The sequence below is a fragment of the Paenibacillus lacisoli genome (assembly GCF_030580655.1).
GTDB classification, from domain to species: Bacteria; Bacillota; Bacilli; order Paenibacillales; family Paenibacillaceae; genus Paenibacillus; species Paenibacillus lacisoli.
The window spans coordinates 29,452-45,171 of sequence record NZ_JAUQTB010000013.1; the positions used below are offsets into that span (position 1 = coordinate 29,452).

The 15,720-nt window shown below is 53.9% G+C and carries 10 protein-coding genes and 1 pseudogene; 7 read left to right on the forward strand and 4 right to left on the reverse strand.

The genetic code is table 11. The annotated features are described in order from the left end of the window. Positions 1-121 precede the first annotated feature (121 nt). Positions 122-1,999, forward strand: a complete 1,878-nt coding sequence (gene htpG, locus Q5741_RS17465) for a molecular chaperone HtpG (RefSeq protein WP_305025406.1) — start codon at positions 122-124, stop codon at positions 1,997-1,999. A 79-nt stretch (positions 2,000-2,078) separates the two neighbouring features. Here htpG and Q5741_RS17470 read toward each other — a convergent pair whose 3' ends face one another. Together Q5741_RS17470 and Q5741_RS17475 are read right to left on the reverse strand one after the other, a co-directional pair. Next, the gene (locus Q5741_RS17470; protein WP_305025407.1) at positions 2,079-5,039 is read right to left on the reverse strand and encodes a DEAD/DEAH box helicase; all 2,961 of its coding nucleotides are present in this window, start codon (positions 5,037-5,039) and stop codon (positions 2,079-2,081) included. Next, positions 5,036-6,805 carry an SWIM zinc finger family protein gene (locus Q5741_RS17475; protein WP_305025408.1) on the reverse strand — a complete coding sequence of 590 codons (1,770 nt, stop codon included), beginning with the start codon at positions 6,803-6,805 and terminating at the stop codon, positions 5,036-5,038. Before Q5741_RS17475 ends, Q5741_RS17470 begins: the two co-directional genes overlap by 4 nt. Positions 6,806-6,933: 128 nt before the next feature. On the opposite strand from Q5741_RS17475, the gene msrA reads away from it, so the two are divergent. Continuing rightward, positions 6,934-7,530 carry a peptide-methionine (S)-S-oxide reductase MsrA gene (msrA, locus tag Q5741_RS17480; RefSeq protein ID WP_305025409.1) on the forward strand — a complete coding sequence of 199 codons (597 nt, stop codon included), beginning with the start codon at positions 6,934-6,936 and terminating at the stop codon, positions 7,528-7,530. A 123-nt stretch (positions 7,531-7,653) separates the two neighbouring features. On the opposite strand, the gene Q5741_RS17485 is transcribed toward msrA, so the two are convergent. Further along, a complete protein-coding gene (locus tag Q5741_RS17485) occupies positions 7,654-8,373 on the reverse strand; it encodes a DUF4386 domain-containing protein (protein WP_305025410.1) in 720 nt (239 codons plus the stop codon). A 47-nt stretch (positions 8,374-8,420) separates the two neighbouring features. Beyond that, positions 8,421-8,582 (reverse strand): annotated as a pseudogene (locus Q5741_RS17490) (helix-turn-helix transcriptional regulator); the annotation flags it as partial. 68 nt (positions 8,583-8,650) lie between these two features. Here Q5741_RS17490 and Q5741_RS17495 point away from each other — a divergent pair. The 5 genes from Q5741_RS17495 to Q5741_RS17515 all read left to right on the forward strand — a co-directional run bounded on the left by Q5741_RS17495 (position 8,651) and on the right by Q5741_RS17515 (position 15,636). After that, on the forward strand, positions 8,651-9,550 hold the full coding sequence (locus Q5741_RS17495) for an NAD(P)-dependent alcohol dehydrogenase (RefSeq protein ID WP_305025411.1): 900 nt from the start codon (positions 8,651-8,653) through the stop codon (positions 9,548-9,550). 132 nt (positions 9,551-9,682) lie between these two features. After that, positions 9,683-10,498: an endonuclease/exonuclease/phosphatase family protein gene (locus Q5741_RS17500; RefSeq protein WP_305025412.1), complete on the forward strand. Its 816-nt coding sequence runs from the start codon at positions 9,683-9,685 to the stop codon at positions 10,496-10,498. Between the two features lie 35 nt (positions 10,499-10,533). After that, positions 10,534-11,625 (forward strand): threonine aldolase family protein, encoded by a 1,092-nt coding sequence (locus Q5741_RS17505; RefSeq protein WP_305025413.1) that lies wholly within the window; start codon positions 10,534-10,536, stop codon positions 11,623-11,625. Between the two features lie 3 nt (positions 11,626-11,628). Continuing rightward, positions 11,629-14,148: a GH39 family glycosyl hydrolase gene (locus Q5741_RS17510; protein ID WP_305025414.1), complete on the forward strand. Its 2,520-nt coding sequence runs from the start codon at positions 11,629-11,631 to the stop codon at positions 14,146-14,148. Positions 14,149-14,316: 168 nt separating this feature from the next. After that, the gene (locus Q5741_RS17515; RefSeq protein ID WP_305025415.1) at positions 14,317-15,636 is read left to right on the forward strand and encodes an MFS transporter; all 1,320 of its coding nucleotides are present in this window, start codon (positions 14,317-14,319) and stop codon (positions 15,634-15,636) included. Positions 15,637-15,720 lie beyond the last annotated feature (84 nt).

Below are 15,720 nucleotides of genomic sequence, written 5' to 3' on the forward strand. Positions count from 1 at the left end.
AATTTTGGTTTATGTTATATAAAAGTTAGTGTTAGCACTCTGATCATTAGAGTGCTAAACGTGCGTTATCCATATGAATTGTGATTAACCATACTTAAGGTTTGAAAGGGGAATAACACGCATGGCGACCAAGCAGTTTAAGGCCGAATCGAAGCGTCTGCTCGAAATGATGATTAACTCCATTTATACACAGCGGGAAATCTTCCTGCGGGAGCTGATCTCCAACGCCAGTGATGCCATCGACAAGATCTACTACAAGGCACTGACGGACGACTCCCTGGTATTCAACAAAGAAGACTATTACATTAAATTATCTGTGAATAAAGAAGGGCGTACGCTCACCATCTCGGACACAGGAATCGGGATGACCGAAGAGGACCTGGAGAATAATCTGGGTGTCATCGCGAAGAGCGGTTCGCTGGCGTTCAAGAATGAGAACGAGCTGCAGGATGGTCACAACATCATCGGTCAATTCGGCGTCGGCTTCTACTCTGCCTTCATGGTTGCCGACCGGGTAACCGTAATCAGTAAGGCGCTGGGCAGTGATACCGCGTTCGAATGGACGTCTGAAGGTGCTGAAGGCTATACCATCCAGCCGGCTGTGAAAGACAGCGTGGGTACGGATATTATCCTGCATATCAAAGAGAATACGGAAGAAGATTCCTATGATGAGTATCTGGAAGAGTACCGCTTGAAGGCTATTATCAAAAAATATTCGGACTTCATCCGTTATCCGATCAAAATGGACATCATGTCCAACAAGCTGAAGGAAGGAACGGAGAGCGAATATGAGGAGGTCCGCGAAGAGCAGACCGTCAACAGCATGGTCCCGATCTGGCGGAAGAACAAAAGTGAACTGACGGATGAAGACTACAACAATTTCTACGCCGAAAAGCGTTATGGCTTTGACCAGCCGCTCAAGCATATTCATATCAGTGCGGACGGCGCTGTAGTCTATAACGCCATCCTGTATATTCCGGAGAAAACGCCGTTTGATTATTACACGAAGGAATATGAGAAAGGGCTGGAGCTCTACTCCAACGGCGTTCTGATTATGGAGAAATGCGGCGATCTTCTGCCCGATTACTTCAGCTTCGTCAAAGGGATGGTGGATTCCGAGGACCTGTCTCTGAACATCTCCCGTGAAATGCTGCAGCATGACCGTCAGCTGACGCTGATTGCGAAGAATATCAAGAACAAGATCAAGAGCCAGCTGCAGAGCATGCTGAAGGATGAACGCGAGCAGTACGAGCAGTTCTACAGCTCCTTTGCCCGCCAGCTCAAGTTCGGTATCTATAACGACTATGGCATGAACAAGGATATGCTGCAGGATCTGCTTATGTTCTACTCCTCCAAGGAGCAGAAGCTGGTTACCCTGGATGAGTATGTATCCCGCATGCCGGAAGACCAAAAGTATATCTACTACGCCGCCGGTGGATCGGTAGAGCGGATCAATAAGCTGCCGCAGACGGAGATGGTGAAGGACAAGGGCTACGAGATCCTGTACTTTACCGATGACGTGGATGAGTTCGCGATCAAAATGCTGATGAGCTACAAGGAGAAAGAATTTAAATCTGTATCCAGCGGCGACCTCGGCATCGAGAACGAAGCAGACCAGGTATCCGAAGAGGAAGAGAACGAGAACAAGGCACTGTTCGAGGCCATGCAGGAATTGCTTGGCGGCAAAGTGAAGAGCGTCAGAGCTTCCAAGCGTCTGAAAAGCCATCCGGTGTGCCTGACAGCCGAAGGTGATCTGACGATCGAGATGGAGAAAATTCTGCAGCAGATGCCGGATAATCCGGGTGTTCAAGCTGACAAGGTGCTGGAGATTAACCTGCAGCATGAAGTGTTCCAGTCTCTGAAAAAAGCTTACGAGCAGGATCGTGAGAAGCTGCAGCTCTATACGGGTCTTCTGTACAACCAGTCCTTGCTCATTGAAGGTTTGCCGATTCAGGATCCGGTGGAATTCACGAACAGCATCTGCAAGGTTATGGTCTAAACGAAATAAGGATTTCTTCAAAAAGGGTGTTCCGCAGCCGCAATGGCAGCAGGAACACCCTTTTTGCTGTTACATAATTTTATTCCCAATTTCGCCGCAGCGTGATCAGGTCCTTCAAGTCCTCCGTGGACAGCTCGGTAATCCAGCCTTCGGTACTGGAGATGATGTTATCGCTCAGCTGCTGTTTGTTCTCCAGCATTTCATCAATCCGTTCCTCGAGCGTGCCGAGCGCAATGAATTTGTGCACCTGCACGTCCTTCGTCTGTCCCATCCGGTATGCGCGGTCGGTTGCCTGGTTCTCTACCGCCGGATTCCACCAGCGGTCAAAGTGGAAGACATGATTCGCCGCCGTCAGGTTGAGGCCGACTCCGCCTGCCTTGATGGACAGGATGAAGATGGACGGCTGCTCTGCGGCAGGCAGGGTCTGAGACTGGAACTGCTCAATCATGCGGTCCCGTGCGGACTTGGAGATGCCGCCGTGCAGGTAGAGCACCGGCTCTCCCAGCTCCTGGCTGAGCACCTCCTGGAGCATCTCGCCCATCCCGATATATTGGGTGAAGATCAGGCAGCGCTCGCCCTCTTCGCGCAGCTCGCGTACCATGGCGAGCAGCCGTTCCAGCTTGGACGAACGGCCGACGAGCGAGCGGTTCACGGCCTGCAGCTCCTCATCCGTTTCCGGCACATCCGCAGATTCCTTGGTCAGCAGCACCGGGTGATCACACAGCTGCTTCAGCTTGGTCAGCGCGGAGAGGATCGCGCCTTTGCGCTGCATCCCCTGCAGCTCCTTCACCTGGGTCATCAGCTCCTGTACCGTCTGATCATACAGGGCGCTCTGCTCCGGTGTCAGGCTGACATAGGTTTTCATCTCGTTCTTCTCCGGCAGGTCGAGCTGAATGTTCGGATCCTTCTTCTTGCGCCGCAGCATGAACGGCTGAACCAGCTTCTGCAGATCCCGGATCCGCTGCTCATCGCGCTCCTGTTCAATAGCGGTGCCGAAGCGATTCTGGAAGGCCCGCATACTTCCGAGATAGCCGGGGTTCATAAAGTCATACAACGACCACAGCTCGGCCAGCCGGTTCTCGATCGGTGTACCGGTCAGAGCGATCCGGTGCACAGTCGGCAGGCTGCGGACCGCCATCGACTGCTTGGTCTGGGCGTTCTTGATATTCTGGGCTTCATCGAGGCAGATGGCCGTCCATTCATACAGGGCCAGCTCCTCCAAATCCAGGGTAGCGGTAGCATAGGAGGTCAGAATGACATCCACTTCTTCTGTAAACTGCCGGAACGCCTCGCCATGATGACGGCGGCTGCCGTAATGCAGACCTACCCGCAGGGTAGGGGCAAAGCGGTTCATCTCCTTCTGCCAGTTGCCGAGCACCGAGGTCGGGCAGATGAGCAGTGCGGGCATCCGGGAACCGGCCTCGCTGTGCTCCGATCCCTGAACATGCAGCAGATACGTAATAAATTGAATCGTCTTGCCAAGCCCCATATCATCGGCAAGACAGGCGCCGAGCCCAAAGCGGCGCATGAAGGCCAGCCAGGTGAATCCTTCCTGCTGATAACTGCGCAGGGTGGCATGAAGCTCTTCCGGCACCTGCAGCGGGGGCAGATCCTTCTGCTGACGCAGCTTGCCGATCAGCGCCAGCAGGTGTTCGTTCAGCTCGACCTCGAGCTGGACCTGATCGCGTTCGTCTTCTTCTTCCTCATCGACTTCGCCATCTTCGGCTTCGTCCCGCGCCTTCAGCAGATGCAGATGCAGCACGTCCTGGAAGGACAGTCCCTTGCTGCGGTCTACCCCGTCCATGGCGCGGCGGATCTGCGCCAGCAGCACCGGATCCAGCGGAATCCATTGACCGCGGAAGCGAACGAGCCGCTCGTTGCGGTCCACGAGCGCCAGGAACTCCTCCTCGCTCAGGTCGACATCGCCGATGGCAATCCGCCAGTCGAAGGCAATGAGCGAGTTCAGCCCGAACAGCGATTCTCCGCTCTGCTGCTGTTCGGCGGCTTCCTCTGCCTGCACTTTGGCACGCAGGCGGGGTTTCTTGCGGCTGGCGGATTCCCACCAGGCTGGCAGCAGCACCTGCCAGCCCAGGTCCAGCAGCCGCCGGCTGTCGGATGTAAGGAACTGCCAGGCCGCTTCATGATCCAGCGGCCGCGATAGGACATCCTCCTGCAGCCCGGCCCAGCGCTCGCGCGGCAGGCCGGCTCGCAGCCGCTCCAGCCAGCCGCTGGAGCGCTCCACAATCGAGGCCGACCAGCTGTCCGGCCACGATCCGGCGGCTTCGCCGCTGGCCGCCAGGTGCACCGGGACCAGATGGACAGGGTCCAGCTTGTCCTGGAGCACCAGCTGCAGGCGCCAGGCGGGCTCTTCCTCGCCCGGCTCGAGCAGCTGGAGCAGCGGCCGGAACGGCGCGGTGTCGGCTTTCCAGCCCAGCTCGACGAGCCAGGTCTTCGCGTCCAGCCCGGCCAGACGCGGGTTGCGGCCTGCGAATAGCTGCGGATATTCGCGCCGCAGGTCGGCAGCTTCGGCCTCGGTACCGTAATGGCGCTGGAAGACCGCGGCGGAATACGCTGCGGTCAGGCCGGCCATCAGGTCGATATCCTCGCTCAGCTGCCGAAGCTGGCTCTTGACCGGCCAATCGAGCCGGTCTTCATCCCAGAGCCACTGCAGCTTGCCTTCACGGAAGGCCTTGAAGCTGGGGATGTAGTGGCGCTGGTTGATGCTCTCTGCCAGGGGCGGAGCGGCAGCGAGCAGAGGCTCAGTGGCCTCATCCCAAGTCCAGGACAAGTGCGCGAGTAAGGCCGGTTCAGCAAGGAACGGGATCACCTGCTCGGCAGGAAGAACGGCCAGCTCCATCTCCTCTACCTGCTGCAGCTCCAGCTCGGTGCCATAAAAGGAAGGCGCATGCCAGGCAAACAGCCGCTGTTTGAGCTGCAGGCCGGGCACAGGCCGTCCGTCCGGCAGCGACCCGTAAACCAGGGCATCCCCGTAAGATGTCAGGAACAGGCCGATCGTAATATCGTTAACATATGGATTCATGACAGCAGCTTCCCTTTCCGAATTTCCTCCTGCAGTGCGCGCAGACGGCTGTGGCGAACAGCAAAGCCTTCTATATAGGCGTCCCAGCGCTCCTGCTGCTTGAGCTTCTTGTACAGCTTGGCCAGCCGCTTTAGCAGCTTGACCGCCGATTTGTAGCTGCTGCGGTTCTTCTGCAGGACATATCGTTCCACAGCTTGATGATAAAAGGGCAGCAGCAGTTCAGGGGCTTCTTTCTCCAGCGGCTGCAGCTCCGTTACACGGTATTCCAGCGGTTCCTTGCCCGCGCTCAGCTGGTAATCCATCCATTCCCGCCAGCGCCCTCGAGCCAGGAGCAGCTCCTGGTAGATGGTGGCGGTGGACGGCAGCATGCCGCGCAGCGCCGACCACATTAAAGCTTCAGCGCCGGGAACCTGCTCGGCGCAGATCAGCCATTGTGCGGTATATTCCTTCAGCTGTCCGGACCGTACGCCGGACAGGAGCGGCGCAATTCCTTCCAGCCAAGCGGGCAGGCGGGACCAAGCCTGATTCTCAGCCAGCCTGCGGGTGAACGGGAGCAGCTGCTCCGGTGGAAACCGGAGGGAGTGGGTGCGGTCAGCAGTCTGCAGCTCGGCCAGCGCCAAATCATCCTCGTCAAGGTAGAAATGCATCCAGGCAGCAGCCAGGTGCAGCGGCAGACGGGCTGAAGCGGGCACTTCTTCGAGAGAAGATCCGGCCTGCTGCAGCTTGTCCAGCTCCTCCCGGTACAGCGGTTTCCCATGAACGCGCGGTGAAATCCAGAACTGCCAGATTCCATAGTAAATGGACGGGTAGTACTCGAGCTGACGGTACTGGGACAGCATCTGATCGCGGAGATCGTCCAGCGTTTCCTGAATGCGGGCCCCGACCAGAGAGCTGTTATTGGTCACAGGACTTTCCGCTTCGGCAACCGGGTGCTTCAGGGCCGCTTCCATATCTACGGCAGCATCCAATCCTTCCTGGAGCAGGCCGTCAATGGCTGTCTTGATCTCGTCAGCCGCCATCTGGGTATGGTACCCCATATAGGTGCTGCCGGGCGTTCCCGCGGGACGCTGCCGGGGGACCAGCCGGCCCAGCAGAAACAGCCGGATGTGCAGCTGGTACAGCTGCTCCATCCCGCCGGAGAGCGGGGGTTTGATCGCCATCAGCGAGTTCAGTGCACTCTCGGTGAAATAAGTATTGCTGCTGCCGACCCCGGCTGCGTCAATGCAGCGCTGGAACAGCTCGTGCCAGGCAGCAATCGGCCGCTCCGGGAGGGACTCGGCCAGCACTTTAAACTGCACGAATAGGGCCGCCTTGCTGTGCAGAGCGGACACCGGTGCTTGGGAGCCGGCGCCAGTTCCTGCAGCAGGAGCGGCTTTGCCTGCAGTCATTCCGCTTCGTGCAGCCAAGCCTGGTTTGCCGGCGGATTGGAACAGCGCTGTTGAATTCACATTGACGATGGAAGTCACGGGGCGGTTCTGCCGGTCGGCGTATTCCATCAGAACAGCCGCTATATGCTTGCAGTTCTGTTGAATCGGACAAGCGCAGCGGCTTTCGGGCAGCTCATCCAGATTCAGCACCACGTTATAATCCTCGCTGCCTTGCACAACAGCCTGAATTTGGCCGGCATCAGGCATGGAGAACTGCCGGACCCGGCCCTGTTTGAAATATTGAAACCCCCGTTTTATAGTAAGGTCATTGATCGCGGCGGCGGTATCCTGCAGCAGGGCACGCCACTGCGAATCATCCATCATATAGATTGGCAGCATGAATGTCATCGTCTCCTGACCTGATTGGTAAATCTGATTAGATGGAACTTTATTAATGAGTTTATTATAACAAATATACGAATGTATGTTGGTATTTTGGTCTATCCAGCATGAACAGGGGGGAAACGATGAACACCGAAGATCATGCAGTACTGCAGCCGAAGCTGGCCGTGTTCGGTATGGGCTGCTTCTGGGGACCAGAGGCCCGGTTCGGAGCACTGCCCGGCGTCATAGGCACGAAGACAGGGTATGCCGGTGGAACGGCCCCCGCTCCCCGATACCGCTGTCTGGGCGATCATTCGGAATGTGTCAGGGTCGAATATGACCCTCAGCGGCTAAGCTATGAGGAACTGCTGGAGCTGTTCTGGAACCATCACCAGCCTGCTGTGATTAACAATTATAAAGGAAGACAGTACCGGTCGCTGATCCTGTGTTTTGATGAAGAGCAGCGGTGTACCGCTATGGAGGCTGCCCGGAGGCATCATAGCGGTACAGACCGCAGTGCCACAGAGATTGCGATGCTTACCGAGTTTTATCCCGCTGAAGAACGCCATCAGAAATATTATCTGCAGCGGCGGCCGGAGTATCTGCGCAAGCTTCAATCGGTCGTACCGCCGTCCTGTGACTGGTGGGACAATACGCTGGCCGCCCGGCTCAATGCAGCTGCCAGAGGACATATTGAATTTCCCGCCTATGGGCCGGATTCAGTCTTCATATCATCATGATGAACTACTGAAGAAGGGAGACTAACCACATGAGAAGATAAAGGGGTGGACAGGGCTGCGAAGCAAAAAAGGTTAGAATTATAAAATTAGAAAATGCAGATTGGTTGGGAGGAGCATAAGAGATTAGCTGCAGCTTTGTACGCTCTTGTTAGCAGACAGGGAGGTCCAGGCAGATTCATTGAATCCTTTGATAAGGAGCCATACGGCCAGAATCATTTCATTAGCGGCAACAGGCAGCGCAAGAATTCCTCCCCAGAATGAAACCTGCTTAATTACACCGAACATGACCAGCAAGGCACAGATGAAAACTAGCACTGCCCCTGACATGCCCAGAATAGGGATAAATCTCGGTAACAATCTGGATTTATAAAAAATATAGCTGTACATCATGGTGTTAATTCCGAGCATGAACAAGGGGCCAAGCATAAAGGTCCAGTCGTGAATGGCTTTTAATACAATTCCCGAAGCTTGAAAAGAGGTTGTGTCCAAGACGCCCGCCGCTGTAAATTCACGGCTCAGGGTAACCAGAGACAGTACGCTGATGAGACCTATCGTTATGACAACTGCTTCAAGAAAACGAAAGCAGACGTGCCAGAGTGCGATCGTTTCATTATATTTTTTGAGGACCGGGAACATGGTTGTTGCAGTACCCACAGCAGAGATGACAAGAAGTAACTCCATAAGCGCTCCTAATATGACCTGGTTGGCATGTTCAGCACCTTGAACCAGATAACCGGGATCCTTTAGAACAGGATCATACAGAACAAGCCCCCCCACGACGGCTGTAACAACTGCAAGAATAAAGAAAAAACCCACCAATCTGCCTGCAGTCCTCAAACTCATTTAACATCCCCACTTTCAATAAATTCACAAGCTGTGAAACGAAAGCACTAATTTTCCTGGGACTTGGTCTCTGTCTCTGTCTCATAAAAGAATACTTCTTCCAGAGGTAAATGAAAGGCCAGAGCAATGCGGAAAGCCAATTCGAGAGAAGGCGAATAATTCCCTTTTTCGAGAGCTACGATGGTCTGTCTGGTTACAAAGGCCTTGTCAGGCCCTGGTCTATGACCAGTACGGATCACCCGAGGTCCTGCGGATTGAAGAGGTGGACATTCCCGCAGTGAAGGAGTATGAAGTATTAATTGAAGTTCATGCGGCTTCGGTAAACTCATGGGACTGGGATTTGCTGCGAGGCAAGCCCTTCGTGAACCGCATGGGCGGACTGCGCAAGCCCCGTTACCGTATACTTGGGGCAGATATCGCAGGCAGGGTCGTTGCTGCTGGTGCTGGTGTCCAGCGGTTCCGGCCGGGGGACGAGGTGTTCGGCGATATTTCCGGATCAGGCTGGGGCGGATTCGCAGAATATGTCAGTGTGCAGGAAAAGGCCCTGACTGCCAAGCCGGCCGGGCTGAGTTTCGAGCAGGCGGCCGCCATTCCCCAGGCCGCGGTTCTTGCACTGCAGGGTATGCGCGATAAGGGTAAGCTTCAGCAAGGCCAGAAGGTTTTGATCAATGGGGCGGGGGGCGGCGTTGGTACGTTCGGAATCCAATATGCCAAATACCTTGGAGCAGAAGTGAGCGGTGTAGACTGTGCCGATAAGCTGGAGGTCATGCGTCAGGCTGGAGCAGATCATGTCCTGGATTATGCTGCAGAGGACTTCACAGCCAACAAGCTGCACTATGATCTGATCATGGATGTGGTTGGAACCCGTTCGTTAGCCTCCATCAAGCGCGCGCTTAAGCCAGGAGGGAGCTATGTTATGATCGGCGGTACCATGTCCAGCATCTTTAAAACAATAATTGCGGCGCCGCTGACCTCCAGATTTGAGGATAAGCATCTCGCGCTTCTGATTCATCGCCCAAATCACGAAGATCAACAGGTATGGAAGGAGCTGGCCGAGGCGGGCTATATTTCTCCTGTTGTAGACCGCTGTTATTCACTGGACGATGCGGCCCAGGCGATTCGTGATCTTGGAGAAGGCCGGGTTAAAGGGAAAGCCGTCATAAAAATTAAAGCCTAACGGCTTCTTGAAGCACCCCAGGCTCAGGGGTGCTTGTTTCTTTTTACCGTACACCGAATTCGGCAGATGAATGTTCAAGGAGTATACTGTTAATAACGATATATCAAAAATACATCAAGCGAAGGTGACATCATGAAACTGTTAACGCTCAACACCCACTCCTGGATGGAGACTGAACAGCTGGATAAAATCCGGCAGCTGGCCGATTTCATTAATGAACAGAAGTACGATGTCATCGCACTTCAGGAAGTGAACCAGCAGCAGAACAGCCGGGCCGTTGAAATATCTGCGTTGGCGGGCTATCACGCATCGGATCCGGAAACGGTCATCCGCGAAGATAACTTTGCCTATCTGCTTCGCGAGCAGCTGGATCAGCCTTATTCCTGGACTTGGGTAACGACCCACAAGACGTTTTCCGTATATGATGAAGGCCTCGCCCTGCTGTCCCGGAAGCCGATCACCGGTACGATGCACGATTATGTCTCCCAGTTGAAAGATCATAACAATTACCGCACACGCAAAATTGCAGGGATTGAAACGGAAGTGCTCGGACAGGCTGTCTGGTTCTTCAGCGCCCATTACGGCTGGTGGAATGATGAAGAATCCTTCCGCGGGCAGTGGGATCGTACAGAGGATTTGCTTCAGTCTTACCGTTCACGTCAAATGTATATAATGGGCGATTTTAATAATGTCGCGGAGGTCCGTGACGAAGGATACGACTATGTCGTCTCCCGTGGTTGGCATGATCTCTATCATGCAGCAGCACAGCGGGATGATGGAGCCACGGTGACTAAAGCTATTGCCGGCTGGAAAAACAATGAGGCCAAGCTTCGAATTGATTACATCTTCTCTTCACAGCCTGTGAAGGCGCTTCGCTCTCAGGTCGTGTTGAACGGTACGAACGGACCGGTGGTCTCCGATCATTACGGAGTGGCCGTTGAATTATAAACAGGCAAGCAGATCAAGGAATCGGAGGGAATAGAATGACTAAAGAAACAACATTGGCGGATTCGTATAATGCGGCTGAATACAAAATTGCCGGGCATGGCCCGCGCAGCGTTCAGGTGCTGAAGGATGTATTCGATTCTTTGGATGGCAGTCTGCTGAGCGATATGTACGGTAAAGGGGAAGTCATTGAGGAATTTCAGCAGCGAATGGCAGATCTGCTGGGCAAGGAGCGTGCTGTTTTCTTTCCGAGCGGAACGATGGCCCAGCAGATTGCACTGCGGATCTGGTGTGAAGAGAAAGGCTTGAAGAGAGTCGCTTACCATCCGCTCTGCCATTTGGAAATCCACGAAGAGAACGGGCTGAAGGAGCTTCATCATATCGAGTCTGTGCTGCTGGCGGATCCGGAGCGGTTAATCACGCTTGAGGATGTGAAAGGGCTGCAGGAGGATATTTCCTGTCTGCTGCTGGAGCTGCCTCAGCGGGAGATTGGCGGGCAGCTGCCTGCTTATGAAGAGCTGGAGGCGATTTCACGTTATTGCCGTGAGCAGGGAATAAGGCTTCACCTCGATGGTGCACGCCTGCTTGAGATTCTGCCTTATTATCAGAGAACAGCAGCCGAGGTGTGCAGCCTGTTCGACAGTGTCTATCTTTCCGTCTACAAGGGAATCGGCGGTATTGCAGGGGCCGTGCTTGCAGGAGAGCGCTCATTTACGGAAGCTTCAAAAGTATGGAAAAGACGTCACGGCGGCGATCTCATCAGCCTCTATCCTTATATCATCACTGCAGACCATTATCTGCGGCAGCGGCAGGATAAGATGGGCCAGTATTATGAAGAAGCCAAGGAGCTGGCGGCCCAGCTGAATGCATGCAGGCAGGTTTCCACCCTGCCGCAGACACCTGTCAGCAGCATGTTTCATGTTTATTTCAACGTGCCGCGGGCCCAGCTGGAGCCTATCCTGATTCAGGTACAGGAGACAACCGGTGTCGGCTTGATTGCCTATTTGAACGAGACAGGGCCATCAACCTGCTACAGTGAAATCAGTCTGGGCGACCGTTATGCCGGTCTGCCGAAGGAACGACTGCGTCACAGTCTTCAGGAGCTGGACCGGCTGCTCGGGGAGTTCTGATTCATGAGCAGTTCCATCTATGAATTGATTGTCACGGATGAATGCGTTCCTTTTGACGTCTCGCTGCACAGTGTGAACTATGTACCAAGCCATTGGCACAACAGCATGGAGATCATTTTTGTGCTGCGGGGCAATCTGGAGGCCTCCGTCGGCAGCCTCAAGTACAGCCTTAGTGAAGGAGATGTGCTGCTGATCAACCACTCGCTCGTTCATGAAGTGATCGGACTTGATCTGAATATCATCGCTACCTTTCAGATCCCGCTGAACTATATGAAGGCTAATCTGGCGGGCGGTGAGCACATACAGTTCGACTGTCATGCCGGTACGGCCCCGCCTGAGAAGAAGTCTGCACTGGACCAGATCCGCCAGCTGCTGGCCGAGATGGTCCACCTGACCTATAAGAAGGGGGAAGCCTACGAGCTGGAGATGCAGTCCCGTATGCTCGGAGTGCTCTCCGTACTGGTCAAGCAGTTTAAATCCAGCGTTACCGCCGGGGGAGCCAATGAGAAGTACATGGAACGGATGCTCCGGATTATTACTTATATTGAGGACCACTATAAGGAGCCGGTAACCCTGCAATCGATTGCGGAGCGCGAGTTTCTGTCAGTACCGTATCTGTCCAAGTTTTTTAGTGAACACATGGGCCTTAATTTTCAGAACTATCTGACCAGCATCCGGCTTAAGAACGCGGTGGAGGAATTGCTGCGTCATGAAGAGCTTCCCATTGCAGAGCTGTCAGAAAACCATGGCTTTCCGAACGTTAAGTCCTTCTACGCAGCCTTCAAGAATCGCTATCACATAACGCCAAATGAATACCGCAAGCAGTACAGGCCGGATCTCCGGGAAGGCAAGCAGGAACGTCCCTCATCCAATTACCTGACCTTTAATCAATCCAGCGCGCTCGGGATCATTAACCAGTATCTCCAGCGGAGAGTGACCTATCATGAGGAGCATCTTCATTCCATTCAGTTGGTGAGAAGATCAATTGAGGTTGGGGGAGCGGGAGACCCGCTCCGTCATACGTGGAGAAATGTGATCACGATCGGTAAAGCCCAGGAAGGACTTCTTGGTGATATTCAGGAGCAGCTGAGATATGTGCAGCGTACCGTTCCATTCCGTTACCTGCGCTTTCATGGTATCTTCGATGACGGGATGTCGGTCTACCGTGAGGACTCCTCCGGCCAGCCTGTGCTGAGCTTCCGATTGACCGACCAGCTGTTTGATTTTCTGCTGTCGATCGGGCTGAAGCCTTTCATCGAGCTGGGCTTTATGCCTTCGGCGATGGCTGCGGACCCGGACAAAACGGTCTTTTACCGTAAAAGCTATACGAGTCCGCCGGCTTCGCTCGACCGCTGGTGCGGCATGGTTGACGCCTTTATCCGGCATAATATGAACCGTTATGGTGCAGCCGAGGTGGAGAGCTGGATGTTTGAGTTCTGGAACGAGCCGGAATTCCCGATCTTCTGGCCGTCCACGCTGGATGAGTTTAATGAAATGTATGCCCGTACGTATGAGACGGTCAAAACGATTTCCCCGCGACTGCAGATTGGCGGGCCGGGGCGAATCATTACGATTCACTCCAATGAGCTGAATGAGCGATTTTTCGCCTTCTGCCGGGAGAGAGATTGTATTCCGGATTTTGTCCCGGTGCATTTCTATCCGCACGAGGGCATGGACCAGATTGTTGAATCAGACGAGCTCGACGTCCCCCTCGCCTACCGCAAGCTGCTGGAGGAATTCAAGGGCATCTCCGCCAATCCGGATTTTTTGCGGGATATGCTGATCCGTGAGCAGCAGCTGCTGCAGGATCTGGGACTGTCACAGCTTCCCCTGTATCTGACAGAGTGGAATTCGACCGCGTATCACCGGGATCTGACTAACGATACGCTGTACAAGGCGGCTTATATTGTGAAGAATATCGTGGAGAATCTGGATCGCATCGAAAGCTTCGGTTATTGGGTATTAAGTGACAATCACGAGGAATATCCCGCTGCAGCAGAGCTGTTTCATGGCGGGCTTGGACTGTTGACGCAGTATGGTATTCCGAAACCCGGAATGTATGCGTTTCAGCTGCTGTCCAGATTGGGAAGCACACGGATCGCCCGTGAGGAAGGCAGCATCGTGACAGCCGGTAACGGCGGGTATCAGATCATGACCTACAACTATGCTCACTTCGATGACCTCTATGCTATGGGAGATACGTCTTTTATCCATGCCACTAATCGTTATAACGGCTTCAAAGAGGAGAAGACCCTTCGGCAGGAGATTGAGCTGAAAGGGATTCCGGAGGGTCTATACCAAGTCGTTACCCATACGATTGACCGGCTGCATGGAAGCAGCTATGACAAGTGGGTGGAGATGGGGGCCCCTTCGGTACTGAGGACGGAGGACCTGAGCTATCTGCAGGACAGCTCGGTACCACGGCGTCATGTGCAGCAGCTGGAGATTCAAGACAGCTGGACCTGTGTTTCCGTGCTGGAGCCGCACGCTGTGCAGCTGGTCGAGATCATTCCCGTGCTGTAGTGATTATGTCAATTTTTAATGAAGCGACCTGTCATGAAATGAAGCGGTTACACTAAACTGATTAAAAATTAACCTAAATCTATATAAAACGCTATCTCTCATAGAGATAGCGTTTTCATTTACAATGAAATTGTAATCGTTTCCAAGTAGATAAAGGGGGTAACCACAATGGCTGGTTCCGTTATAAAAGGTCAGGCGATCACACCATTTCGCCGGCTCACATTCGGTATCATACTCGGCTATGGCCTGATGATGCTAGCACTTATGACTCCTGCAACGCTTTTGCTGACATTTAAGATGATTGAAATTGATCCCAACGGCTATACCTCTTCTTACGGTCTGGTAGCCGGGATCGGGGCTTTCTTTGCCCTGCTGGGCAACCCGATCGGCGGGGCGATCAGTGACCGTACGAATATCTCCTTCGGCCGCCGGCGTACATGGATTCTGATAGGGCCTCTGGTCGGCTGTGCCGCATTGCTGGTTGTTGGTTTTGCTTCGCAAACCTGGCAGATTATCCTGGGCTGGGCTGTAGCTCAATTGTTCTTTAACTTTGGAATGGCATCCTATACAGCCCTGATTCCGGATCAGGTTGATTCCAAGCGGCAGGGCACCCTTTCCGGTATTATGGGTCTCGGTATCCCGGCTTCGATTGCGATCGGTATGCTGCTGATGAATGTGATGGGGGATGCCTCCACCGGCGTGAAGTGGTCGGTTATGGCTGCACTGGGTATCGTAGGACCGCTTATCAGCTTGTTCCTGATTCGTGATGGTAAAGTCGATGTTGTCAAAAAGCCTCAAACCAAGGCTTCGCTGAGCGAGAGAATTAGCAAGGTGTACCCGAGTCCGCGCAAATACCCGCACTTTACGTGGGCTGTAGCATTAAAATTTCTGATGATGATGGGGTACTGCAGCAGCTTGTACCTGACTGTCATGCTCGTAAACCGTATGGGCTTGTCTGAAAGCGCTGCAACAGCAAGCGTAGCCACCATTAACATTATTGCGATGATCGGTACGGCGATTACCAGTGTGCTGGGCGGAATCTGGTCCGATAAAGTAGGGAAACAAAAGCCGTTCCTTTATGTAACCGTTATCGTCATTGCCGCAGGGATTTTCCTGTATGCGTTTGTGCCAACGATGATGTCCTACACACTCGCTTCGCTGCTGATTGGTATCGGTTACGGCTGCTTCTCGGCCGTTGATATGGCGCTGGTGTCCCGCATTCTTCCTAATAAGGAGGATGCGGCCAAAGACTTTGGCATCATGAACGTGGCCAATGCGCTTCCGCAATCTATTGTTCCGGCCATTGCTCCACTCCTGCTCGGCGTCGGCGGCTGGTCCTTCTTTTATATTGCGCTGGCCGTGTGCACCGTATTGTCAGTCATAGCACTTAAGCCAATTCCGGAAGTGGGACAGAATCCGCAGGTGGATGGTCCCAAGAGTACAGAAGCCAGTCCTATCGTAGGCGGAAGTCAGCACCAGGCACTGTAACGGATTGCATCATGCTAAGGATAGGAATCTGAACAGGGAGGAGCCGGAGACAGAGATATCCCCGGCTCTTTCTTGTTTATCTGA

Bases quoted from the DNA above. Each gene is read 5' to 3' on its own strand.
- Q5741_RS17500 (WP_305025412.1), top strand. From the start codon at position 9,683: ATGAAACTGTTAACGCTCAACACCCACTCCTGGATGGAGACTGAACAG.
- htpG (WP_305025406.1), top strand. From the start codon at position 122: ATGGCGACCAAGCAGTTTAAGGCCGAATCGAAGCGTCTGCTCGAAATG.
- Q5741_RS17505 (WP_305025413.1), top strand. From the start codon at position 10,534: ATGACTAAAGAAACAACATTGGCGGATTCGTATAATGCGGCTGAATAC.
- Q5741_RS17485 (WP_305025410.1), bottom strand. From the start codon at position 8,373: ATGAGTTTGAGGACTGCAGGCAGATTGGTGGGTTTTTTCTTTATTCTT.
- msrA (WP_305025409.1), top strand. From the start codon at position 6,934: ATGAACACCGAAGATCATGCAGTACTGCAGCCGAAGCTGGCCGTGTTC.
- Q5741_RS17470 (WP_305025407.1), bottom strand. From the start codon at position 5,039: ATGAATCCATATGTTAACGATATTACGATCGGCCTGTTCCTGACATCT.
- Q5741_RS17515 (WP_305025415.1), top strand. From the start codon at position 14,317: ATGGCTGGTTCCGTTATAAAAGGTCAGGCGATCACACCATTTCGCCGG.
- Q5741_RS17510 (WP_305025414.1), top strand. From the start codon at position 11,629: ATGAGCAGTTCCATCTATGAATTGATTGTCACGGATGAATGCGTTCCT.
- Q5741_RS17475 (WP_305025408.1), bottom strand. From the start codon at position 6,805: ATGCTGCCAATCTATATGATGGATGATTCGCAGTGGCGTGCCCTGCTG.